The organism is Flavobacterium praedii (genome assembly GCF_026810365.1).
Taxonomy (GTDB): Bacteria; Bacteroidota; Bacteroidia; order Flavobacteriales; family Flavobacteriaceae; genus Flavobacterium; species Flavobacterium praedii.
In genome coordinates this window covers 1,517,185-1,540,505 of the sequence record NZ_CP113948.1, presented here as the reverse complement: position 1 = coordinate 1,540,505, position 23,321 = coordinate 1,517,185, and the positions used below count along the sequence as shown (strand labels likewise).

General features: G+C 32.5%; 22 protein-coding genes. 11 read left to right on the top strand and 11 right to left on the bottom strand.

Features of this window, described 5'->3' with window-relative positions:
* Positions 1–205: 205 nt before the first annotated feature.
* Complete coding sequence (locus tag OYT91_RS06540; RefSeq protein WP_281239997.1) at positions 206–1,834, bottom strand: acyl-CoA carboxylase subunit beta; 1,629 nt, start codon at positions 1,832–1,834, stop codon at positions 206–208.
* Between the two features lie 205 nt (positions 1,835–2,039).
* Entirely contained in the window at positions 2,040–3,704 is a 1,665-nt protein-coding gene (gene glgP / locus OYT91_RS06535) for an alpha-glucan family phosphorylase (RefSeq protein ID WP_281239996.1), read from the bottom strand.
* 316 nt (positions 3,705–4,020) lie between these two features.
* Here glgP and OYT91_RS06530 point away from each other — a divergent pair, with 316 nt between their 5' ends.
* The 7 genes from OYT91_RS06530 (at position 4,021) to OYT91_RS06500 (ending at position 8,314) form a co-directional block, all read left to right on the top strand.
* Positions 4,021–4,935, top strand: a complete 915-nt coding sequence (locus OYT91_RS06530; RefSeq protein ID WP_269222558.1) for a phospholipase A — start codon at positions 4,021–4,023, stop codon at positions 4,933–4,935.
* Positions 4,936–5,013: 78 nt separating this feature from the next.
* The gene (locus tag OYT91_RS06525; protein WP_281239995.1) at positions 5,014–5,319 is read left to right on the top strand and encodes an ArsR/SmtB family transcription factor; all 306 of its coding nucleotides are present in this window, start codon (positions 5,014–5,016) and stop codon (positions 5,317–5,319) included.
* An 82-nt stretch (positions 5,320–5,401) separates the two neighbouring features.
* The gene (locus OYT91_RS06520; RefSeq protein ID WP_281239994.1) at positions 5,402–5,635 is read left to right on the top strand and encodes a thioredoxin family protein; all 234 of its coding nucleotides are present in this window, start codon (positions 5,402–5,404) and stop codon (positions 5,633–5,635) included.
* Between the two features lie 7 nt (positions 5,636–5,642).
* Positions 5,643–6,029 (top strand): rhodanese-like domain-containing protein, encoded by a 387-nt coding sequence (locus OYT91_RS06515; protein ID WP_281239993.1) that lies wholly within the window; start codon positions 5,643–5,645, stop codon positions 6,027–6,029.
* A 15-nt stretch (positions 6,030–6,044) separates the two neighbouring features.
* Positions 6,045–7,019 (top strand): permease, encoded by a 975-nt coding sequence (locus OYT91_RS06510; protein WP_281239992.1) that lies wholly within the window; start codon positions 6,045–6,047, stop codon positions 7,017–7,019.
* Positions 7,020–7,191: 172 nt separating this feature from the next.
* Entirely contained in the window at positions 7,192–7,491 is a 300-nt protein-coding gene (locus OYT91_RS06505; RefSeq protein ID WP_281239991.1) for a hypothetical protein, read from the top strand.
* Positions 7,492–7,603: 112 nt separating this feature from the next.
* On the top strand, positions 7,604–8,314 hold the full coding sequence (locus OYT91_RS06500; protein WP_281239990.1) for an aromatic aminobenezylarsenical efflux permease ArsG family transporter: 711 nt from the start codon (positions 7,604–7,606) through the stop codon (positions 8,312–8,314).
* Positions 8,315–8,406: 92 nt separating this feature from the next.
* Here OYT91_RS06500 and prfB read toward each other — a convergent pair.
* Positions 8,407–9,505 (bottom strand): peptide chain release factor 2 gene (prfB, locus tag OYT91_RS06495; RefSeq protein WP_281239989.1). Its coding sequence is split into 2 segments (ribosomal slippage): positions 8,407–9,441 and positions 9,443–9,505, totalling 1,098 coding nucleotides; the frame shifts between segments, so codons are not numbered across the junction.
* Between the two features lie 180 nt (positions 9,506–9,685).
* Between prfB and OYT91_RS06490 the strand changes: the two genes are divergently transcribed.
* Positions 9,686–10,711: a threonine aldolase family protein gene (locus OYT91_RS06490; RefSeq protein ID WP_281239988.1), complete on the top strand. Its 1,026-nt coding sequence runs from the start codon at positions 9,686–9,688 to the stop codon at positions 10,709–10,711.
* A 172-nt stretch (positions 10,712–10,883) separates the two neighbouring features.
* Here the strand turns inward: OYT91_RS06490 and OYT91_RS06485 are convergent, their stop codons facing one another.
* A complete protein-coding gene (locus OYT91_RS06485) occupies positions 10,884–11,204 on the bottom strand; it encodes a YbaB/EbfC family nucleoid-associated protein (RefSeq protein ID WP_281240366.1) in 321 nt (106 codons plus the stop codon).
* A 139-nt stretch (positions 11,205–11,343) separates the two neighbouring features.
* On the opposite strand from OYT91_RS06485, the gene OYT91_RS06480 reads away from it, so the two are divergent.
* The 3 genes from OYT91_RS06480 to OYT91_RS06470 all read left to right on the top strand — a co-directional run bounded on the left by OYT91_RS06480 (position 11,344) and on the right by OYT91_RS06470 (position 15,893).
* Positions 11,344–13,404 (top strand): S9 family peptidase, encoded by a 2,061-nt coding sequence (locus tag OYT91_RS06480; protein ID WP_281239987.1) that lies wholly within the window; start codon positions 11,344–11,346, stop codon positions 13,402–13,404.
* A 73-nt stretch (positions 13,405–13,477) separates the two neighbouring features.
* A complete protein-coding gene (gene capA, locus OYT91_RS06475) occupies positions 13,478–14,518 on the top strand; it encodes a cysteate synthase (protein WP_269222565.1) in 1,041 nt (346 codons plus the stop codon).
* Between the two features lie 418 nt (positions 14,519–14,936).
* Positions 14,937–15,893, top strand: a complete 957-nt coding sequence (locus tag OYT91_RS06470; RefSeq protein ID WP_269222566.1) for a LamG domain-containing protein — start codon at positions 14,937–14,939, stop codon at positions 15,891–15,893.
* A 95-nt stretch (positions 15,894–15,988) separates the two neighbouring features.
* Here OYT91_RS06470 and OYT91_RS06465 read toward each other — a convergent pair whose 3' ends face one another.
* The 7 genes from OYT91_RS06465 to OYT91_RS06435 all read right to left on the bottom strand — a co-directional run bounded on the left by OYT91_RS06465 (position 15,989) and on the right by OYT91_RS06435 (position 23,309).
* Positions 15,989–16,699, bottom strand: a complete 711-nt coding sequence (locus OYT91_RS06465) for a YebC/PmpR family DNA-binding transcriptional regulator (RefSeq protein WP_269222567.1) — start codon at positions 16,697–16,699, stop codon at positions 15,989–15,991.
* Between the two features lie 88 nt (positions 16,700–16,787).
* A complete protein-coding gene (locus OYT91_RS06460; RefSeq protein WP_281239986.1) occupies positions 16,788–18,833 on the bottom strand; it encodes a S41 family peptidase in 2,046 nt (681 codons plus the stop codon).
* Positions 18,834–18,840: 7 nt separating this feature from the next.
* Positions 18,841–19,923, bottom strand: a complete 1,083-nt coding sequence (gcvT, locus tag OYT91_RS06455) for a glycine cleavage system aminomethyltransferase GcvT (protein ID WP_281239985.1) — start codon at positions 19,921–19,923, stop codon at positions 18,841–18,843.
* A 381-nt stretch (positions 19,924–20,304) separates the two neighbouring features.
* The gene (hemG, locus tag OYT91_RS06450; protein WP_281239984.1) at positions 20,305–20,832 is read right to left on the bottom strand and encodes a menaquinone-dependent protoporphyrinogen IX dehydrogenase; all 528 of its coding nucleotides are present in this window, start codon (positions 20,830–20,832) and stop codon (positions 20,305–20,307) included.
* Positions 20,833–21,349: 517 nt separating this feature from the next.
* Positions 21,350–22,519: an alginate lyase family protein gene (locus OYT91_RS06445; protein WP_281239983.1), complete on the bottom strand. Its 1,170-nt coding sequence runs from the start codon at positions 22,517–22,519 to the stop codon at positions 21,350–21,352.
* 50 nt (positions 22,520–22,569) lie between these two features.
* Entirely contained in the window at positions 22,570–22,974 is a 405-nt protein-coding gene (locus tag OYT91_RS06440; protein ID WP_281239982.1) for a hypothetical protein, read from the bottom strand.
* Positions 22,926–23,309 carry a helix-turn-helix domain-containing protein gene (locus OYT91_RS06435; protein WP_269222574.1) on the bottom strand — a complete coding sequence of 128 codons (384 nt, stop codon included), beginning with the start codon at positions 23,307–23,309 and terminating at the stop codon, positions 22,926–22,928. The genes OYT91_RS06440 and OYT91_RS06435 overlap by 49 nt, the downstream gene beginning before the upstream one ends.
* Positions 23,310–23,321: the final 12 nt, after the last annotated feature.

Below are 23,321 nucleotides of genomic sequence, written 5' to 3'. Positions count from 1 at the left end.
GATTTTACGAATTCATTGCTAAACTAGAATTGATATTTTAAATCTATTGTATCTGAATTCAATTGATTTTTTTTTGTTTAAAATGGGGCTTAAATACATTTTTTAAAACCAAAATGCAATAGTATTACTTAATTGAAAATTCCTATTCAACTCATTAAAAATTAGGAAATAGTATAATGTATTTTTTGGTTTAATGTAAGGTGATTTATACTTGAATCACACCCAAATTAAATTTCTTTTCGATAGGAGAGTGGTTAGCCGCCTCTATACCCATAGAAATCCAAGTTCTAGTTTCTAATGGATCAATTATGGCATCTGTCCACAAACGGGCAGCTGCATAATAAGGAGAAACTTGCTCATCGTAACGGGCTTTAATTTTGGCAAACAATTCGGCTTCTTTGGCTTCGTCCACAATTTCTCCTTTCCCTTTTAAGGATGAAGCTTCAATTTGCGCCAATACTTTTGCAGCTTGTGTTCCTCCCATTACAGCCAATTCAGCACTTGGCCATGCAAATATCAATCGTGGGTCAAATGCTTTTCCACACATCGCATAGTTTCCTGCTCCATAAGAGTTTCCAACAATGACGGTGAATTTTGGTACTACCGAATTGGATACGGCATTTACCATCTTGGCGCCGTCTTTTATTATGCCACCATGTTCGGATTTGGAACCTACCATAAAACCAGTGACATCTTGTACAAAAACCAATGGTATTTTCTTTTGGTTACAATTAGCTATAAAACGAGTCGCTTTGTCTGCAGAATCCGAATAGATAACTCCTCCAAACTGCATTTCGCCTTTGGTAGTCTTTACTACTTTCCTTTGATTCGCCACAATTCCTACTGCCCAACCGTCAATTCTGGCATAACCGGTAATCAATGATTGACCATATCCTTCTTTGTACGCTTCAAACTCGGAATTATCGACCAATCGATTGATGATTTCCATCATGTCATATTGTTCGTTTCTGGCTTTTGGCAAAATTCCGTAGATTTCTTTTTCGTCCAAAGCTGGTTTTTCAGATTTTATTCGATTGTATCCTGCTTTGTCAAAATCACCGATTTTATCAACAATATTTTTTATTTTGTCCAAAGCATCTTTATCGTCTTTGGCTTTATAGTCTGTCACTCCAGAGATTTCGCAATGTGTTGTTGCACCGCCCAAAGTTTCATTGTCAATACTTTCTCCAATGGCTGCTTTGACCAAATAACTTCCTGCCAAGAAAATACTTCCAGTTTTGTCTACGATTAATGCTTCATCGCTCATTATAGGTAAATAAGCACCGCCAGCAACGCAGCTTCCCATAACAGCAGCAATTTGGGTGATTCCCATGCTGCTCATTTGAGCGTTGTTTCTAAAGATGCGACCAAAATGTTCTTTGTCTGGGAAAATTTCATCTTGTAAAGGCAAATAAACACCAGCACTATCGACTAAATAGATGATTGGCAAACGGTTTTCCATAGCTATTTCCTGAGCTCGAAGGTTTTTCTTTGCTGTTATAGGAAACCAAGCACCCGCTTTTACGGTAGCATCATTGGCAACAACTATGCATTGTTTTCCTTTTATGTATCCTATTTTTACAATTACACCTCCCGATGGACAGCCTCCGTGTTCTGGATACATTTTTTTGCCAACAAAAGCACCAATTTCGATCGATTTTGCATTTTCATCCAGCAAATAATCTATGCGTTCTCGAGCGGTCATTTTGCCCTCGGCATGAAGTTTTTCGATTCGTTTTTCGCCACCACCCAATTTGACTTTGGCTAATTTTTGTCTCATTTCAGACAATAATAGTTTATTATGATCTTCGTTTTTGTTGAAGTTTAAATCCATGCTTATTTAGAGATGTTTTTTTTTTGTAATAAATGCTAATTTACGAAAACGATTGAAATTATTGCATTTTAATCGTCATTTTTAAATTTTTAGCAATTTAATGTTCTTTAAAATTATATAAAAATAAAAACCTCGTATTTTTGTAAATAACGAGGTTTTGTTTTTTTTATTAAGTCAATGTTTGATTTAATTTTGGCATTGAATTTTAATTGTACATTTTAGTGTAATATTCATCAACCATTCTAGCCGAATCAAAATAGGGTACAATTTGTTTCATGCTGGTTTCTACTAAAGTCCACCATTTTTCTGGAGTATCATAATATAAGGGTAGAATTTCGTTTTCTAGCATTTGATATAAATTATCCAAGTCCATTTGGTCTTGTTGGTAAATTGGTAAATTGTGATCGACAATTGGTAATACAAAAGAATTTTGAGTCTTGTTCATCTCTTTGAATTCGCGAATCCATCCATCATTGGTAGAGAAATTTATGGATCCATTCATTGCTGCTGTCATTCCAGAAGTTCCAGAGGCTTCTCTTGTTACTCTTGGATTGTTCAGCCAAACATCTGATCCTTTTTTTAATTGACGGGATAATTTTAATTCGTATCCCGTAAGTACGGCCATATTTTTGATGTCTTTACTCATGTGCGAAAGATTGTCAAAATTATGAATAGCACCATAATCCATTGGGTATGGTTTTCCTGCAAAAATAATTTGGACCGGTCTTTCTTTGTTATTCATTAGATTTTTGAATTTGTCATAATCGCGAGTAATCAAATCAGGTCTTTTGTAATCGGCAAATCGTCTTGCCCAAACTATGGTCAGAATATCAGGATCAAACATTTTACCAGTTTGATCGGCTACCAATTCAAAAAGTTTGGTTTTCAATCTCTTTTTTCTGTCGATTAATGCTTCTCTGTCTTTGGTAGCGTGAGCATTGTCAAGCCAAGGGTCTACCCAATATTTCTTGTTTTGGGCATTGGTAATATGGTCAATTGAACAAACACCAGGTACTTCTTTCCACATATCCCGAGATACTTCTCCATGTAATTTGGAGACTCCATTTGCTTTGTGGCTTAATCTCAATCCAACCATAGTATGATTGAAAGTATTGTCTTTTATTCCAGTTATCTCTCGTACTTTTTCAAGTGGAATTCCATCAAAAAAGCTTAAACTGTTCAATAAATTGATATCATGTTTTTCGTTACCAGCTTCTTCCGGAGTGTGCGTGGTGAAAACCATTTTCTCTCTAATTTTTTCAACACTTTTGAATTTGTTGTATAGATGAAAAACACAAGAAACGGCATGCGCTTCATTTAAATGATAAATATCGGGTTCGTAATCCAATGCATCGAGTAATTTGGCACCACCCAATCCCAAAACCATGGTTTGTGCAATTTTTGCACTTGGATCAGAATCGTACAATCTAAAAGTGGTTGATTTGGCCAAATAATCATTTTCTGGCAAATCGGTTGATAGGAAAAACATGGGAACCGTTCCGAAAGTTTCTGGTTTCAAGAAAAAAGCTTTGATCCAAACATCGTGATTGTTTATCTTTATTGTGAATTTTATGTTGGTGTCTTCCAGAAAACTATAACTTTTGTCTCTAAAAAGAGAACCCATGGAGAGATCCTCTTTTCGATATTGGTCATAGTATCCTTTTTTCCATAAAATCCCAATTCCGATTAAGTTTTGTTTTAAATCATATGCAGAGCGCATGTGCGATCCTGCTAGAAAACCTAGCCCTCCAGAATAAATTTTAAGAGATTGATCGATTGCAAATTCCATTGAAAAGTAAACCGCTGATTTTTTGTATTTTTTGTCAAATGTATAGGGATGTCTGTATTTTTCTGGTAAATTCTTGCTCATAATATATTTGGTATTTAAAGTTTGATACCTAACAAATTTAAAGAATTTGTTTGTGATGTAGATTTATAAAGGCTAGATATTTTGTTTTTAAGGTGTTATTTATCAGTTTATTATTCTATATCGTTTTAGTTATGACATAATATATAAAAGAATTGGATTTTTATACGAAAAGAGTTTTTTGTAATTGTGATTTGTAAATTATTCTTATTTTATAAAGGGGATCGAAGAGTAAAATATGTGAATTATGCAATATATTAAACTAAATATATAACAGTTTGGTTTGTAATGGCACTATTTTTATTTAAAATTTAAAACTGTGCAAACACCTATAAAACTATATTTGTTTATATTCCTTTTTCTACTTTTCTATTCTGCATCAAATGCTCAAGTTCAAGCATTGTTTAATGATAAAGTTGAACTAAAAACGATGGTTGCGCGTTGGGAATTAGATTCTACTGCTGCAAGAGGAACTTTTTTGGTAACACCATACAAAGCAATTTATGTTTTGCCATTTGTGTGGACAAGTAATCCAAATGAGCAACCACATTCAGGAAATACCTCGCCAGAATATATTCCGCCAACAAAAGTCGATTATGATGTAGTAGAAATGAAATTTCAATTGAGTTTCAAAACCAAAATTCTACAAGGTTTTTTATGGGGAAAAGCCGATTTATGGGTAGCTTACACTCAAATATCACATTGGCAAATTTATAATGAAAAATTATCTCGTCCATTCCGTGAAATAAATTATGAGCCGGAAATTATATTAAATTTTCCAGTTAAGTTTAATGTTTTTGGTTTTAAAACCAGAATGATTGGCGTCTCGTTTGATCATGAATCTAATGGTAAAGGTTTTCCGTATACAAGAAGTTGGAACCGAGTTATATTGATGACGGGATTTGAACGGAAAAATTGGAATATTTATGTAAGACCTTGGTATGTAATTCCTGAATCCAAAGGTGATAATCCGGATATTTCAAACTACATAGGGAACGCTGACGTAAATATTATTTATTCTAAAAACCGAAGTGTTTATACATTTATTGGAAGTCATAATTTTAGTTTTAATGGTAAAATGAGAGGAAGTTCCACTTTTTCTTGGGCTTATCCTATAAAAGGAAATCTGAGAGGTTATTTGCAGGTTTCACACGGATATGGAAATTCATTGATTGATTATAATCACGATCAAACGACAGTTGGTGTTGGAGTTTCATTAATTGAATGGCAATAAAGAGCATTGATAATCTAGTAAGATATAAATGATTTTTTTTTATTTTGTTCGTATATTTGCGAATTGATAAATTAATTGATGGAAAAAAATATAAAAGAAGATTATTTTACAATAGATCAGAAACAAATGGCTCGTTTTGCCAAAGCTTTGGGACATCCCGTTCGTATTGCTATTTTGGAGTTATTGGATACTCAGTCTTGCTGTTATCATGGCGATATGGCCGAAGAATTGCCTATTGCAAAATCTACTTTGTCCCAACATTTGAATGAATTGAAAGACGCTGGTCTTATTCAAGGGGATATTACACCTCCTACGGTTAAATATTGTATAAACAAAGAAAATTGGCTTTTGGCTAAAAAACTATTTGTCACTTTCTTGAAATAAATTGCTAAAATATTATTCGCAAAAGAACGAATAGTAAAATAATTGTTCGTAATTTTACGAATGATTTGTAAAAGTAAAAACAATGAAAACTATTAAGGTTTTAGGGCCTGGTTGTCCTAAATGTAAAATAACATTTAATAATGCAGAAGAAGCGGTTAAACAATTAGGTATTGAAGCTCAAGTAATCAAAATTGAAGATATTGAAGAAATGATGCGGTATAATATCTTGACAACTCCTGTATTAATGATTGACGAAGTTGTCAAAGTGAAAGGAAGGATTGCGCAGGTTAATGAAATTAAAGAATTTTTAAAATAAATATAGAATGGAAAATCAAACTTTGGTAAAAGAAATTTGCCCAACCAAAACACAATTGTGGATTAATAATGGCGCATTATTAGTAGATGTTCGAGAAAAAGAGGAAGTAGCACAATTGGCTTATAATGTGCCTAATATTGTGAATATCCCACTAACCGAATTCGAAGAACGATTTGCCGAAATTCCAAGGGATAGGGAAGTAGTGGTTGTTTGTAAAAGTGGTGTGCGTAGTTTAAGAGCTGCGGCCTTTTTGATAAATAACGGTTATGACCAAGTAGTTAATATGAAACATGGTATCATTCGCTGGGTACAAAAAGGATTTCCAACTATAGGTGATGCCTCCTCTGTGTTGATTAATGGTAATTCTCATTCTTGTTCGTGCTCTGGTTGTTAATTTAAATAACTTGTTATGTTTGACTGGTTACAAAATTTCGCAGATTGGCTTATTTATTCACTGTTCTCAGTTGAACAACATACCAAATTTGGAGATGCTCTAAATTTCTTTGTTTTTGATACCTTAAAAATTGCTTTATTGCTTTATGTAATCACAACGGTAATGGGTATTGTGAATTCTTATTTTCCAGTCGATAAAGTTCGGAATTTTTTAAGTCGAAATAAATTGTACGGATTAGAATATCTGTTTGCTTCTGCTTTTGGGGTTATCACTCCTTTTTGCTCGTGTTCATCCGTTCCATTATTTATTGGTTTTGTAAAAGGAGGCATTCCACTTGGGATTACTTTTACGTATTTGATTACTGCTCCATTAGTAAATGAAGTGGCAATTGCTATTTTCTTAGGCGCTTTTGGATTTAAGATAACGGCAATCTATGTTATTTCAGGTATTGTTTTAGGAGTAATTGGCGGTTTTACGTTAGGTAAATTAAAATTGGAAAAAGAATTATCGCCTTGGGTTCAAAATATAATTGCAAACGCTCAAACAGAAGACGAATTAGAAGAAGATAGGCTAACATTAGTACAACGATTTCCTGCTATTTTAAAAGAAGCTTTTGCTATTGTAAAGGGAGTTTCTCTTTATATTATTATCGGTATTGCCATTGGCGGATTAATGCATGGATTTTTGCCCACAGGTTTTTTTGAACAATACATCAATAAAGGACAATGGTATGCTGTGCCTTTGGCTGTAATCATTGGTGTTCCGATGTATAGTAATGCTGCAGGTGTTATTCCGGTTGTTCAAGTTTTGGTTGCAAAGGGAGTTCCTCTTGGAACGGCTATTGCCTTTATGATGGGGGTAATTGGCTTATCATTACCAGAAGCAATGCTTCTTAAAAAAGTAATGAATTTAAAAATGATAGCTATTTATTTTGGAACAATTACCTTCTTTATGATTCTATCTGGTTATTTGTTCAATATAATTTTATAATATTAAAATGGAAAAAATAATTTTCGGAATCGTATTGCTCCATATTATAGTAGGCTTTGGTTGGGTAGTTTATAAACTTCAATTTCAGAAAAAGAAATCAAACGATGAGTCTAAGAGCAATGAGAATAACAATGACAATAATTAATTCAGCAACATATAAAAACTAATAAAAATGAAAAAGAATATCTTACTGCCTGTTTTTTTAACTTTAATACTTTTGTTTGTAACTGTAAATATAGTTGCTCAAGGTAAAATAGCAGTTACAACAAAAAGCAAAGCTCCTGCAACAATTGAAATTATTCAATTTCATTCGGATCATCGTTGCGCAACTTGTATTAAAATTGAGGAATTAACCCTTGAAACGTTAAAAAGTTTTCCAAATGTTCCTTTTTTATTAGTGAATGTTGATGATAAGAAGAATGAAAAAATAGCTACTCAATTTGAAGCTGCTGGTACGGCGCTATTTCTGTAAAATCCTAAAACCCTAAAGAAACAAGATGTCTCAGATTTGGCTTTTATGAATGCTGGGGATAAGGAAAAATTTGTCAAAGAGTTGAAGAAAAAAATAGAATCCTTCAAATAACATGGAATGGCTGAATGAGTTGGCGCAAAACAATGATGTACCGCTCTTGGCTGCTTTTGCATTGGGTTTGCTTACGGCGGTCAGTCCTTGTCCTTTGGCAACAAATATTACTGCTACAGCCTACATCTCCAAAACTGTAAATAGTAAATATAAGGTGATTTTGAGCGTATTGCTGTATACTTTTGGAAGGGTTTTCACCTATACTTCAATTGGAGCTCTTGTTTATTTTGGGCTAAGTAAATTTCAAGTTGCCAAATTACTTCAAGGAAATGGAGAGAAATTTATAGGTCCAGTAATGATTGTAATTGGTCTTGTATTGCTGGATGTTATTAAATTGAATTTTTTATCCAATGCAAATCTGACCGAGAAATTATCTGAAAAATTTAGGACCCAAGGTGTTTTTGGCTCTTTTCTTTTAGGCGCTTTGTTTGCTTTGGCTTTTTGTCCTTACAGTGGCGCATTATTTTTTGGAATGCTTATTCCGATGACACTTTCGGCAAATGAAGGTTTGGCTTTGCCAATTGTATTTGCTTTGGGAACTGGGTTGCCAGTGTTGTTTTTTGCTTTTGTGATTGCCTTTAGTTTGGAGAAATTAGGAAAGTACTTTCATGCTATCCGAAAAGTGGAGAAAGTGATGCGGTTAATTACTGGATTTACTTTTATAATTACAGGAGTGTATTACATAAATATTTATTTAAAAATTATTGGTTAGTAGTACGATTGTTAAATTGTATTGATAAAAAAATGCCTTTCAGAAGTTTTGAAAGGCATTTTTAATGTTATTTCGTTATACATAGTAGGGATTTATTCCTCTTCGCGCTGTCCCATCATCATGAGGTATGCTTTTAGGAATCCGTCTATGTTTCCGTTCATTACGCTATCAACATCGCTAGTTTCTTGTCCAGTACGAACGTCTTTGACTAGTTTATAAGGTTGCATTACATAATTGCGTATTTGCGACCCCCATTCAATTTTCATCTTTCCAGCTTCGATGTCAGAACGTTGCTCTTGTTGCTTTTTCAACTCAATTTCATACAATTGCGAACGTAACATTTGCATCGCTCGATTTCTATTATCATGTTGCGAGCGTGTTTCGGAGCACTGAATCTGAATTCCGGTTGGTTTATGTGTCAATTGTACTTTGGTTTCTACCTTGTTTACATTTTGACCACCAGCACCACTGGAACGAGCCGTAATGATTTCGATATCGGCGGGGTTGATTTCTATTTCAATGGTATCATCAACCAATGGATATACATAAACCGAGGCGAAAGAAGTATGTCTTTTGGCATTACTGTCAAAAGGGGAAATACGAACTAATCGATGAACTCCATTTTCGCCTTTGAGATATCCAAAAGAATAATCGCCTTCTATTTCTAGGGTGACGGTTTTTATTCCGGCTGCTTCTCCTTTTTGAAAATTCAGTTCCCTGATTTTGTATCCTTCTTTTTCGGCCCACATCATGTACATGCGCATAAGCATTTCGGCCCAATCGCAACTTTCGGTACCACCGGCTCCAGCTGTAATTTGAAGGACAGCACTCAAAGAATCACCTTCTTCCGAAAGCATATTTTTGAATTCTATTGCTTCAATATGAGCTTGAGTTAAATCGTACTGATTATCTAGTTCTTCGGTAGTTAGCTCTCCTTCTTTGTAAAAGTCATAAGCAAGTTGCAACTCGTCTGTCATATCGACAGCTTTGTTGTAATCTTCGATCCATTTCTTTTTACCTCTTAGGTTTTTTACAATGTTTTCGGCTTCTTTTGCATTGTTCCAAAAGTCGGGAGCAAAAGTCTTCTCTTCTTCGTTGGCTATTTCGATAAGTTTGGCATCAACGTCAAAGATACCTCCTCAACGCACCAAGGCGCTCCACAATACCTTTAATTTGTTCGGTAGTTGTCATAAATTTATAGTAATTTTGTTTCGAAAATTATTGGGTTAGCACTTTTTTAGCCCTGATAGTAGTGAAAATCCTTTTCTATTTTTTTCTTTAAAAAATAGAAAAGATTGTAACGAATAGCAGGATTAGCTTCTAATAATTTCATTAGTTTTGAATGCAAAAATAGGATTTAGTTTTTAGATTATGGAAATAAATTTGATTAGCGATACGATTACTAAGCCATCGGTTGAAATGTTGCAATACATGTTTAATGCCGAAGTGGGGGACGATGTGTACAAGCAAGATCCTACGGTAATAGCTCTTGAAGCACGATTGGCGGCAATGTTTGGTATGGAAGCGGGGCTTTTTTTTCCGTCTGGAACTATGGCCAATCAAACGGCGATTAAGTTGCATACGCAGCCTGGTGAGCAGTTGATTGCCGATAAATATGCTCATGTGTATCATTATGAAGGAGGCGGTGTTTCGTTTAACAGTGGTGTTTCGTGTTGTTTGTTGGACGGAAATCGAGGGATGATTACCGCCGAGCAAGTGGCTGGTGCGATAAATGATCCTGAGTTTTATCATAGTCCATTGACAAGTTTGGTGTGTGTAGAAAACACCACAAATAAAGGAGGTGGAGCTTGTTATGATCTGGAAGAATTAAAGAAAATAAAAGCGGTTTGTGTTGCCAATAATTTAAAATACCATTTGGATGGTGCCCGAATTTGGAATGCAATTGTGGCCAAAAAACAACATCCGAGGGAATTTGGAGCCTTGTTTGATACGATTTCGGTTTGTTTGTCCAAAGGATTGGGAGCGCCTATTGGGTCAGTTCTTTTGTCGGATAAAAAGACTATTCACAGAGCCTTGCGTATACGAAAAATATTGGGTGGCGGTATGCGTCAAGTGGGGTATTTGGCTGCAGCGGGTAATTTTGCGTTGGATAATAATATTGCCAAATTGGTCGATGATCACAGAAGGGCGAGAGAAATTGCCGAAGTTTTGTCACGCCAACTTTGGATAGGTAAAATTGAACCAGTAGAAACGAATATCTTAATTTTTTCGCTTCGTGAAGGCTTGAATGAAAAAGTCTTTATCGAAAAGTTAAAAGAGAAAAACATTCTGATTAGCGCATTAGGGCATGGAAAACTTAGGATTGTAACGCATCTGGATTATAAAGAAGTGATGCATACTTATGTTTTGGAAACCTTGCAGAAGATTGTTTTCTAGAAAGTTTAAAGTTGTTTTAGACGTTTTCATAAAATACGAATAATTGTTTATTATAAAATTCAAAGCCCAGATTCTGATACAGGATCTGGGCTTTGTTTACTTAAAGAGTATTCATTTTTTGCTATAAAACGGATTTAAACTTTAAACGAATTCAAACAAACTTAACCCCGTTTTATTTAAACATATCTTCCATTCCCGGAATCATTGGCATGTCCATTTTGGCAACTGCATCCAATTCAGATTGATTAATTTTTGCTGCTTTTTCAATGGCTTTGTTCAAAACTAAAATCAAGTAATCTTCCAGTTGTTCTTTGTCTTCCAATAAAGAATCATCGATTGTGATTGATTTTATTTTGGTATTGGCAGTCAAAGTCACTTTTAATAAATTGTCAGTACTTTGTTCGTCAATTAGTACGTTGTCTAAACGTTTTTTAGTATCTTCGATTTTCTGTTGGGTTTCTCTAAGTTTACCCATCATTCCCATTAAATCCATTTTGATGATTTTTAAATTATTGAAAAGCAAAATTACTGAATTTGAAGCTTATTTACGTTAAATAAGATAAAAAACGAATTCGTTTTAAAATCGCTTTGTGTTATTTTTGCATTTTAAATATTAAAACCACTCGCAAACAATGCCAGAAAATAGTTCAACTCCAGTCGCTAAAATAATCCCTAAGAAATTAAAGAAGTTTGGTGAAGTAAGAATCGATAATTATTTTTGGTTAAACGACCGAGAAAACCCTGAGGTTATTGATTACTTGAATCAAGAAAATGCTTATTACCAAGAACAAACGGCACATACCAAAGATTTTCAAGCTGAATTGTTTGAAGAAATGAAAAGCCGAATAAAGGAAGATGACCAGTCGGTTCCTTATTTGTATAATGGGTATTATTACATCACCCGTTTTGAAAAAGGGCAAGATTACCCCATTTATTCTCGAAAAAAAGAAAGCCTTTCGGCAAGTGAAGAAATACTCTTCAATTGCAACGAAATGGCCAAGGATAAGCCTTATTTTCAATTGGGTGCTTTGAGTGTCAGCCCTGATAATAAGTTAGCTCTGTTTAGTTATGATATTGTTGGGAGGCGTATTTATACGATTCAAATCAAGAATTTGGAAACCAACGAAATTTTGGAAGATAAAATAGAAAATGTTACCGGAAGCGCCGTTTGGGCTAATGATAATAAAACTATTTTTTACTCGGATCAGGACGAAAAAACATTGCGTTCGGATAAAATTTTTAAACATAAATTAGGTTTAAAACAAGCAGATGATGTGTTAGTTTATTTTGAAAAAGACGAAACGTTTAATGTGGAAATTGCGAAGTCCAAATCTAGAAAATACTTGGCTATAGAATCGGGGAGTACCCTTACTACAGAATACCAAATTCTGGATGCTGATAATCCCGATGGTGAATTTAAGATTTTCCAGAAACGTGTTCGAGGATTGGAATACAGCATCAATCATTATGGAGATAGTTTTTATATTATGACCAATAAAGATAAGGCCGAGAATTTTAAACTGATGAAAACTTCGGTAAACAAAACTTCAAAAGCCAATTGGGTTGAAGTTATTGCGCACAGAAAAGATGTTTTATTGGAAGATATTGAGATTTTTAAGGACTTTTTGGTTGTTGAAGAGCGTGAAAATGGTTTGAATAAAATACGAATTATGCCTTGGAGTGGTGAAGGGGAGTATTATCTGCCTTTTGAAAGCGAAACGTATACAGCTTATACGTCTTCCAATGTTGATTTTGATACCGATATATTGCGTTACGGCTACCAGTCTATGACAACACCTTCTTCGATTATTGATTTTAATATGAAGACAAAAGTCAAAGAGGTAAAGAAGGAACAACAAGTTTTGGGTGGAAAATTTGATAAAAATAATTATACCGAAGAAAGGGTTTGGGCTACAGCTGCGGATGGTGTTAAAATACCTATTTCGATGGTGTATAAGAAGGGTTTGAAGAAAGACGGTACAAATCCTTTGCTTCAATATGCTTATGGTTCTTACGGTCATTCTATGGATGCTACGTTTTCATCGACTCGATTGACTTTACTGGATAGAGGATTTATTTTTGCCATTGCACACATACGTGGAGGAGAAGATTTGGGAAGGCAATGGTATGAGGATGGAAAGTTGTTGAAAAAGATAAATACATTTACTGATTTTATTGATTGCTCCAAATTTTTAATTGCCGAAAAATACACTTCACCTAAACATTTATATGCAGAAGGCGGTTCTGCCGGTGGTTTATTAATGGGGGTTATTGTTAATAAGGCGCCTGAATTATATAATGGAATTATTGCACAAGTCGCTTTTGTGGATGTTATAACCACAATGCTTGATGATAGTATTCCGCTTACGACCGGAGAATATGATGAATGGGGGAATCCTAATATTCGAAAATACTATGATTATATGTTGTCCTATTCTCCTTACGATAATATTTTGTCTCAAAAATATCCAAATATGTATGTGTCAACAGGTCTCCATGATTCTCAGGTACAGTACTGGGAACCAGCTAAATGGGTAGCTAAATTACGTGCTTTAAAAACCGATAATAATCTCTTGTTTTTGGATACCAATATGGATGCAGGACATGGTGGAGCATCTGGTCGCTTTGAAGCGATTAAGGAATTGGCAAAAGAGTATAGTTTTTTATTAGATTTAGAGAAAATTGAAAACTAATTAGATTTTTTTTGTTAGATTTGCATGATATCGGGGTTAATTAAAAAAAAGCTCTTAGATAAACTATTTTTTTATGAAAGAAGAAATAAATGCTTATAATAATATTTTAGAATTAATAGGTAATACTCCACTTATTAAACTAAATAGTGTAACTGAGAATTTAAAGGGAAACTTCTACGCAAAGGTAGAATCCTTCAATCCAGGACATTCTTCCAAAGATAGAATTGCTTTATACATTATTGAAGAAGCAGAAAAGCGTGGAATTTTATCTCCAGGTGATACCATAATCGAAACAACTTCTGGTAATACAGGTTTTAGTTTGGCAATGGTTAGCATCATTAAAGGATACAATTGTATTCTTGCAGTGAGTTCAAAATCTTCAAAAGATAAGATTGATATGCTGAGGAGCTTGGGGGCCAAAGTTTATGTTTGCCCTGCTCATGTGTCTGCAGATGATGATCGTTCTTATTATAATGTTGCAAAACGTTTGCACGAAGAGACCAAAGGCTCGATTTACATCAATCAATATTTTAATCAATTAAATGTTGATGCTCATTATAAGTCGACTGGACCAGAAATTTGGAAACAAACCAATGGTAAAATCACTCATCTTGTTGCTTGTAGCGGAACTGGTGGAACAATTTCTGGGACGGCAAAATATTTAAAAGAACAAAATCCAAACATTAGAATATTAGGTGTTGATGCTTTTGGTTCGGTTTTGAAAAAATACCATGAGACCAGAGAATTTGATAATGATGAAATTTATCCTTACAGAATTGAAGGTTTAGGAAAAAATTTGATTCCATCTGCGACTGATTTTGATATCATAGATAAATTCATGAAAGTTTCTGATGAGGAAAGTGCCCACTCTGCAAGAGAGGTGACTAGAAAAGAAGGGTTATTTGTGGGGTATACTTCTGGAGCTGTAATGCAAGCAATTAAACAATATGCTGAAGAGGGTGAATTTGATGATAAAAGTAATGTGGTTGCCATTTTTCCTGATCACGGATCTCGTTATATGAGTAAAGTGTTTAGTGATGAATGGATGAATGATCAAGGTTTTTTTGATAGTATAAACGAAGAAGAAGAACAAAAAATTGAGTTTATAAAATAGATAACACTCAATTTATATATATAATAAAAAACTCCAGAGAAATCTGGAGTTTTTTTTGTTTTCGTAATTATTATAAAGAGCAACCTAACCATGGCTACTATAATTGACTTTTAATAAGAATGAATCTAATGTTTTGACTGTTAGGTTTATATTTAAAATTGTATTTTTTTATTAAAGTTTGAATTAAATTAAAATATTGAGGTTAAAATATTGTTGATTATTTTGTTAAATCAATGTGTATTTAATGTTACTATCTGTTGAACTGCATATAATATTGAATAAAAAATATATTTTTTGTAAATTAATCGATTATCTGTGTTGTTTATCGAGAAGTTTAGGTTTTAGTATTCAAGTAGTGTTAAATTTGATAAAAGTAAATAAAGCCACATTGTTTATTTCAAATTTAATCCCAATTCATATGATAAAAAATATACTTTTAATTGCATTTATAATAACTTTTCAGATAAATGCACAAACAAAACCTATTGAAGAATTTAATTTTAATGGTAACCGAAGTAATACGGAAAATAGTAATTCATTTCTAGGTATTTCTAAATTTGTAGCTGATAGGGTTGGTAATGCTAATAATGCTATTCGAATTGTAAATAGTCCTATGGAGATTACTATTCCTAATTTGCCTGTTTCAAATAAAGCCAGATCGGTTTCTGTTTGGGTAAAATATAATGATATTTCTATACCAAATTATATTTGGGGCTATGGATCTTCTTTTAATGCGCAATATTTTGGTTTAGTTCAGCAAAGTACTTTAACAGCAAAATCGGATCTGAATCTTGCGAGTTGGGGGCCAGCAAATGATGCTATTGTTACTACTACTATCGCAATAAATACTTGGTATAATTATACGGTTACTTTTGATGGTTTGACTTCTAAAATTTATAGAAATGGTACCTTGATTCGATCTTCGATTACCCCTAGGAAATTAACTTCAGGGAATGTTTTTACAATTGGTAAAATGGGTACATCAGTTAGTATTAATGCTGATATAGATGATTTGAAAATTTATGATGTAGCATTGTCGCCAGAAGAAGTATTAAATGTTTATGAATATAGTTCTGTTCTAGCTCCAAATGACGTTGTAGAAAAGATTGCTTCAATAACTACGGTTAATAAGATAGCTGATGTGAAAACAGGTAGTTCTACAAAGACTACAGCAACAAAACAAGAAATAATTTTAGCTACACCAGTAGAAACAGTAGTCGTAAAATCATCAGAAATTTTTTCTACTCAAGGTCAAAAAGTAATTTCAAGTAATAAAAATGATATTGATATTAGTGCACTTCCTGAAGGGACATATTTGTTGAAAGTGACGAATTTGAACCAGAATGAAAATGCTAAAAAATTAACAGTCAAATAAGTTTTAAATATATTTATAAAGTGTCATTTTGTATTTCGATATAAAACAAAAAAAGCTCTAGAATTCTAGAGCTTTTTTTGTTTTAAATTTGGTTTTTATTCTTCCATGGTATGATAAACGTTCATGACATCTTCATCTTCTTCCATTTTTTCTATCAACTTTTCTACGTCAGCCATTTCAGCTTCGGTTAATTTTTTAGTGATTTGTGGGATTCTTTCAAAACCAGAGGATAATATTTCTAATTTTCTGCTTTCTAGTTCTTTTTGAATAGTTCCAAAGCTTCCAAAAGGAGCATAGATTAGAATGCCATCTTCGTCTTCGAAAACTTCTTCAGCACCGAAATCAATGAGTTCTAATTCTAATTCTTCTGGATCAATACCTTCTTTAGGTATTCTGAAATTACAGGTATGGTCAAACATAAATTCTACTGAACCCTGAGTTCCCATAGTTCCATTACATTTGTTGAAATAACTTCTAACATTGGCAACTGTTCTGTTGTTGTTGTCAGTAGCAGTTTCAATCAAAAGGGCTATTCCGTGTGGAGCATAGCCTTCAAATAATACTTCTTTATAATTAGCTGTATCTTTATCAGTAGCTTTTTTTATGGCACGTTCGACATTATCTTTCGGCATATTTGCAGCCTTGGCATTTTGAATGACAGCTCTTAATCTTGAATTTGCCTCAGGATTTGGACCACCTTCTTTAACCGCCATTACAATATCTTTACCAATTCTAGTAAAGGCTTTGGCCATTGCTGACCATCTTTTCATTTTTCTACCTTTTCGGAATTCAAATGCTCTTCCCATTTCTTATTGTTATTTTGAATTGCAAAAATACAGCTATTCCTTATTTTTCCAAAAGGCTATGGATAATCTTTTGTGAAATAGTGTATAATTATTTTGTTTTATTTTGTTTTACAGTTTTGTAATCGGCAATTATGGATATCGCTTCATTAAGATAGTGATTGGATCTTAAGTTATCGAGTTGAATTTTATTGTATACTATTAATGATGGATAAATGAGTAATAATGATTTGTTGTATTCAGAATTGGTAACATTCAAATTCAATTCATCCGTTTTAAAGTTGTTTATTTCTTCTGATAAATTTGATAAATTGTTTTGGTTATCAAAAACAGCATCCAAGGTCATTGGAATTTCAATTTTTGATTTTTTTAAAACAGAATCAATTTTTGAATTAAAAGTTTTAATCGAGTTAAAATACGAGTTTTGAGCAATTCTATCCCTACTTTTTTGAGCGAGTGATTCTATTAATTGGTCGCTTACATAAGGTGTAAAACGAACACGTGTGTTTAAACTGTCATTTTTTAAAGCCGTTGGAAATTCACTTTCTTTCTGTAAAACATCCTGATAAATAGTGGGAATTTGTACATCAGGAATAACTCCAACTGCTTGATGACTTTTTCCTGTAATTCTATAGAATTTACTAATTGTTAGTTTTATATAATGATCGAAATCGCCTTTTTCAAGTGGTTCAATAGTTTGCATTGTTGCTTTACCAAGTGAAGTACTTCCAATCAAAAGTGCTCTGTTGTAATCTTGCATTATTGAAGCAAAAAACTCGCTTGCAGAAGCTGAATTTCCATTGATAATTATCACAATTGGACCTTTGTAAATAACACCTTTGTAGGGGTCATTAATAACGGAGAGTCTTTTTTTGTTATCAACAACTATTGATATTGGACCATAATCTATAAAAAGTCCTGCTAACTTTACGGCCTCTTCCATCGATCCGCCACCATTATCTGTTAAATCAAGTACCATTCCCTTGATATTGTCTTTCATTAACTTGATGGTTTCTTTGGCGACATCTTGAGCACAACCTTTAGAACTTTCGCCTTCAAAATCAGAATAGAAACTTGGTATTTTTATATATCCTATTTTATTTTCATTTTCGATAATAAAACTATAAACGGTATTTTCCTCATCTTTTAAAATTTGTTTTTGAATACTCACTTTAAAACTCTTACCTGAATTTCTTTTTATAGTTAGTGTTATAAGAGTATTTGATTCTGATGCCATTAAAGCCGCAATAGCTTCAATAGAATAACAAGATACTTCCAATGTCTCTTTTTGATTGGAAATAGCAATAATTTGATCTCCTTTTTTTATTTTTCCAGTTTTAAAAGCAGGACCATTTGGGTCAATTTCCTCAATTATTATTTCATTTTTGTCGTTTAGTGTTACATTTAATCCTAATGAAAGTTTTTCTTTGGAAAGAGTGGATACAAAACTAGATTTGGTATCATTACTAAAGAAATTAGTATGGGGGTCAAAATATTCACAAAAGATATTAAAAAGATTGTCTTCAAAAGATTTATCATTAGATAGTAAAGCGTTGGTTTTGCATAGGTTATTGTCTATGATTGTTTTTTTTGATTTTAAACTCATAGAATTAAAATTGAGTTTAAGTGAATCTAAATTTTTACTTTTACTTGAAATATCATTGAATATTTCATATCTAATTTTTTTATTCCAAGCTTTTTCTACATCTTTTTCTTTTAGGTAAAAACTAAAACTTTTTTGCTTGAATCTAATGGTATCTAATGTGTCAAAATTAATAGTTCGGATTTTAAGTTTTTCCAATACAATCTGATTTCTTAAAAGCCCTTTTCTATATTCTTTTTTTATAGCATCTATAAATGAACAATCTTTATTCAATAAAAGATTGTCAATTTGTAGGCGGTATTTTTTTGAAAGAGAATCCGCTTGAGATTTTAAAAAAATGTTTCTGGAAGAATCTAAATTACGGAAGAGTTCATCAAAAACATAAGCCGATAAACTGTCGTCTACCGGCTTTGGATTAAAATGCTCTTTTTGTAGCAAATTATTTATTTTGAACAAAATTTCACAATCAGTATCACTATTTTGAGCAAATAGAGAAAATGTTAAAAACAGAAATACTAGTGTGATTTTCTTCATTGATTGGCTATTTTTTATAAAAAGGTAGTTTTACTACTTTTGCAGGAACATCATTTTTTCTGATTCGGATATAAATGTCACTATCTACAGCACTGTTTGCTGTTGTAACATAACCTAATCCAATTCCTATATTCATCGAAGGAGACATTGTTCCAGAAGTTACGATACCAATTACTTCTCCCAAAGCATTTACTATTTCATAGTCATGTCTAGGAACAGCTCGTTCTTGCATTTCGAAAGCTACTAATTTTTTAGAAACGCCTTCTTCTTTTTGTTTTTTTAAATTATCGGAATTGGTAAAATCTTTATTGAATTTTGTAATCCATCCTAATCCAGCTTCAAGTGGTGAAGTCGAATCATTTATATCATTGCCATACAGACAGAATCCCATCTCTAAACGCAAAGTATCACGTGCCGCTAATCCAATTGGTTTTATTCCGTATGCAGATCCTGCTTCGAAAACTTTGTTCCAAATTGTTTCTACTTCTGAATTTTTGCAATAAATTTCAAATCCGCCTGAACCTGTATAACCAGTTGCTGAAATAATGACATTTTCAAAACCTGCAAAATCTGCTACTTCAAAGTGATAATAAGCAATTGTAGATAAATCAATAGATGATAATGTTTGCATTGCTTCGACCGCTTTTGGTCCTTGAATGGCCAATAATGAATATTCATCTGAAAGGTTTCTCATTTCTACACCTAAATCATTATGAGATGAAATCCAATTCCAGTCTTTTTCAATATTGGAAGCGTTTACAACTAGTAAATATTGTTCTTCTTTTATTTTATAAACAATTAAGTCATCTACAATTCCACCTTCATTATTTGGCAAACAAGAATATTGTGCTCTTCCAATTGTCAATGTATTTGCATCATTTGAAGTTACTTTTTGTATAAGAGCCAAAGCATTTGGACCCGAAAGTAAAAATTCGCCCATGTGAGACACATCAAAAACACCTACAGAATTACGAACCGTTTCATGTTCAGCATTTACACCTTCATAAAGAATAGGCATATTGTAACCCGCAAACGGTAGCATTTTCGCTCCTAAACCCTCATGTATGTGCGTTAAAGCAGTATTTTTCATTGTCTTTTTTATAATAATTATTAAAGTGCTAATTTATAGTTTTTATTTTGTGTGACAAAGTCAATAAACATTGAAATTTAATTATATCTAAAGACCTTATTTGGGTATTTTGAAAAGAGTTTAGTTTTGTAAAAGCGAGTAACTTTAAAGTCTAAATAATTTATGTTCTTTTTATTTATTTCTAAAATGGAACAAAAAAAAACGAATTCTTTTTAGTATTCTTATTTATGAAAAGTGTACTATGTCCTTTATAACAAGATGCGTTTTTTTTTGCTTTATATTTAAAAAATTTAGGAAGGCAAAGTGAAATATGATATAATTGATCGGATCTTACTTTTTGTTATTTATGGTAGATTAATTTATCTATTTGCTATTCGAATTTTAAATTTCTGCAAACTCTTTTGCAAATTCCTCTACTTTTTCCCAATTTGTATATTCTATAACTGTGTTTGAATTGGTAGGTCCTTTTGTAATTAGCATTATTAATTGTATTAAAATTCTATCCGTAAAACTATAAAGTTTATAATCTAATTTTCCTGGAAAAACAGCGACAATTGTAGGTTTCCATTCTATTGAATTTAAAAATTTTTTTACATAAGGATTTGTGTCTGCTTTGCTTTTTTCAACTTTTCTGGCGACTAAATTTACAGAAATAAATGCTGCTTTTTTAGAATTTAAAAGTTCAGAGTTTTCATTTATAAGATTTACTATTTGCTGGTTATGTTTTCCATATCTTATACTTGATGCAATAATGATTTTGTCAAATTCTGTGATTTTATGGTTAAAATCATTAATCGAAATTTTTTCGACAATTTGATTTTTTAAAATTAAAATATTCTCTATGTAATCACAAATTCTTTTGGTCATACCATCTACAGATGAATAAATAATAATTGTTTTTGTTTGCATTTTAGATCTATAGTTAATTATTAAATCTTTCTATTTTTGGTTTTGACAGAGTAAATTGCTGTTGAATAATCCTTTAAAAGGGTACGTTTGGTACTAATTTAAGTCAATTTTTTGGATTTGCCAAATCATCCTAGATATAAAAAGATCTTTAAATTGTGGCAATAATTTTAATTGCTCCACATTGCTGTTTTTTGCCATGATTTCATTTTATCATTAAGTTATAGTTAATCAGTTTGTTGTATTTTGTGTTTAAAACTTTATATAAAAGTTGACGAAATACTTTATTACGGACTCTTTTTGCTTTTAAAATCAATAATGTGTTTTTAATCTTAACGATATACTCCCCAAAAAAAACAAATCAAATATTACCATCTTTAAACATTTATGGATTGAAGTTTGATTCGTATGGAATTTTGTATGATTTTCATATAAAGTTGCACAAAAAGCCAAAACGCTCTACAATCTTTAGCTTACCATTGAAATCCTTAATACATGAGGCGTGTTAGTGTTTCAATTGTTAATTTTCTTGAATATTTGCGTGGGTTAGTGTCTCATAAAATATATTCCAATCTGACTTAGTATTTGGGTTTCGAATTTTGGATTCGAGTAATAGCTTGGTATAGGGCAACTCTATACCCATACGGTTATGATAATGATTATATCCAATCTCCCATGTATCAAATAATTCAGTAGTTGTAGCATTATTAGTACATATTTCTTGCATTGAACCAGTTAGACCTTGTTTCGCCATTAGTTCCATAGTTGCAATGTAACGTTTTTCATTTTTTTTGTAAATATCTATCCTTTGATGCCAAGCAACTTCGGCAGTTGCTAATGCAGCAGCCATCGCAAATTGTGCGTGATGATTGTTGTCACGACAGGTTTCTTGAGTTAAGCCATCTTTAATAATTTGGGGTTTATACCAATCGTTTGGAAAAGTTCGAGTTGCATAGTTTCTTGAGGAAACGGGATCTGAGGTAAGGTAAAAGTAAGATGGGTTTCTTTTCTCTAGTCTATCAAGTGCGATATTAAATTCTTTTTCATCTTCTAAGAAAACAGCAATACTTATCATTGCATAAATCTGTGTTAAATCTTCATTTCCGTTCCAAGTATTTAACAGATTTAGATTAGGATAAAATTTTGTCCTGAACATAGTTTTAACATTCTCAATATCTTCGGAAGACCATCCTGGATATATTCTCAATATTTCTGCAGCTGGACCCAAAATAGATCCAATCCAAGCACAATCTAGTTGGCTTTGATTGGTTGCTTCATTCAGTGGGTAAGCATAACGATAACCTTCAAAAGTAGATGACCATGTCTTGAAAACTTTAATTGCTTGCTCTGCATAAGCTGCATTGTCAGTAAAGTACCAAGCAAGAGCATTTGCATAAGCTAATTTTGCATCTTCTTTTTGATCATTTTCATTTACTTTGCCTAAATCTTTCGGGGCAGAAGTTTTGGTGTAACCATTTTTGATTTCAAATTGAATCATATTATGAAATTCACTTTTCCAAGGTTCTTTGCCAGCTTTAATCTGTTTTTTTACAAAATCAAGCTCCTTTTTACTTTCAGCAGCGCCAGGGTGAACCCAAATTCCAGAATGAATAAATGGCTGTGCGTATGAAGTTGTTATTCCGATACTTAAAATTGAAAGGAATAGTATAATTTTCTTTTTATATAACATGGTCTTTTCTATTTTATATAAACATAAATATTTTGATAGAAATCATGACTTTAAGTAAAATACATTAGTAACTCGCAAGCTATTTTTCTGGAACAATTGTTGTTAGGAGACTTGTAATAGAAGTGTTTAGAGTCGGTTGTGATATGAAAACGTTTGGTTCTCTTGATGAATAATCCACTAACTCTGAGCAAGTCAAAAAGCGCATCCCCTCCCATTTTTATGTTGTTTTGAACAAGCTTTTCTTTTAAGTGATCTAAGAGTTTTCTTGTTCCTGTTCCTGGCATTCTTTCGCGTATTTCCAATACAAAATCGATTACAGTGTTATTGCGTATTTCTTTGATTTTATAGGATTCAATTCTTTGATAATAAGCTTGTTTACTTATCCCGATTGATTCGTAAATCCATTTTATTTTAAAAGCTTTTTCTTCTTTTTCTGAATTTCGTTTGCTAACCAATCGGGCAAGTACTTTTTTGAAAGTTCCTCCCCAGTAACGGACTCAAATTCAATGATTACCTCTTGTTGAAATGCTTTAATTCCTTCTAAATCTTCTATTTTACTTTTTAGCATACGAATTTCATCGTCTTTACTAATAGATTTATTGGTTTGCTCGTAATTGGTTAGTTTCTTCATCCAGTATTCGATTGTGCTTTTAGAAATATCGTATTTTTTAGAAGCGTAATTTAAAGAAATTTGCCCATTGTTGATTTGTTGAATTACAGAAAGTTTGTATTCAAAACTTACTTGTTTGCCGTTTCTTCTTCGGACAGGCTGATTTTCGGGTGTTTCCATTGGTTGCTAAAG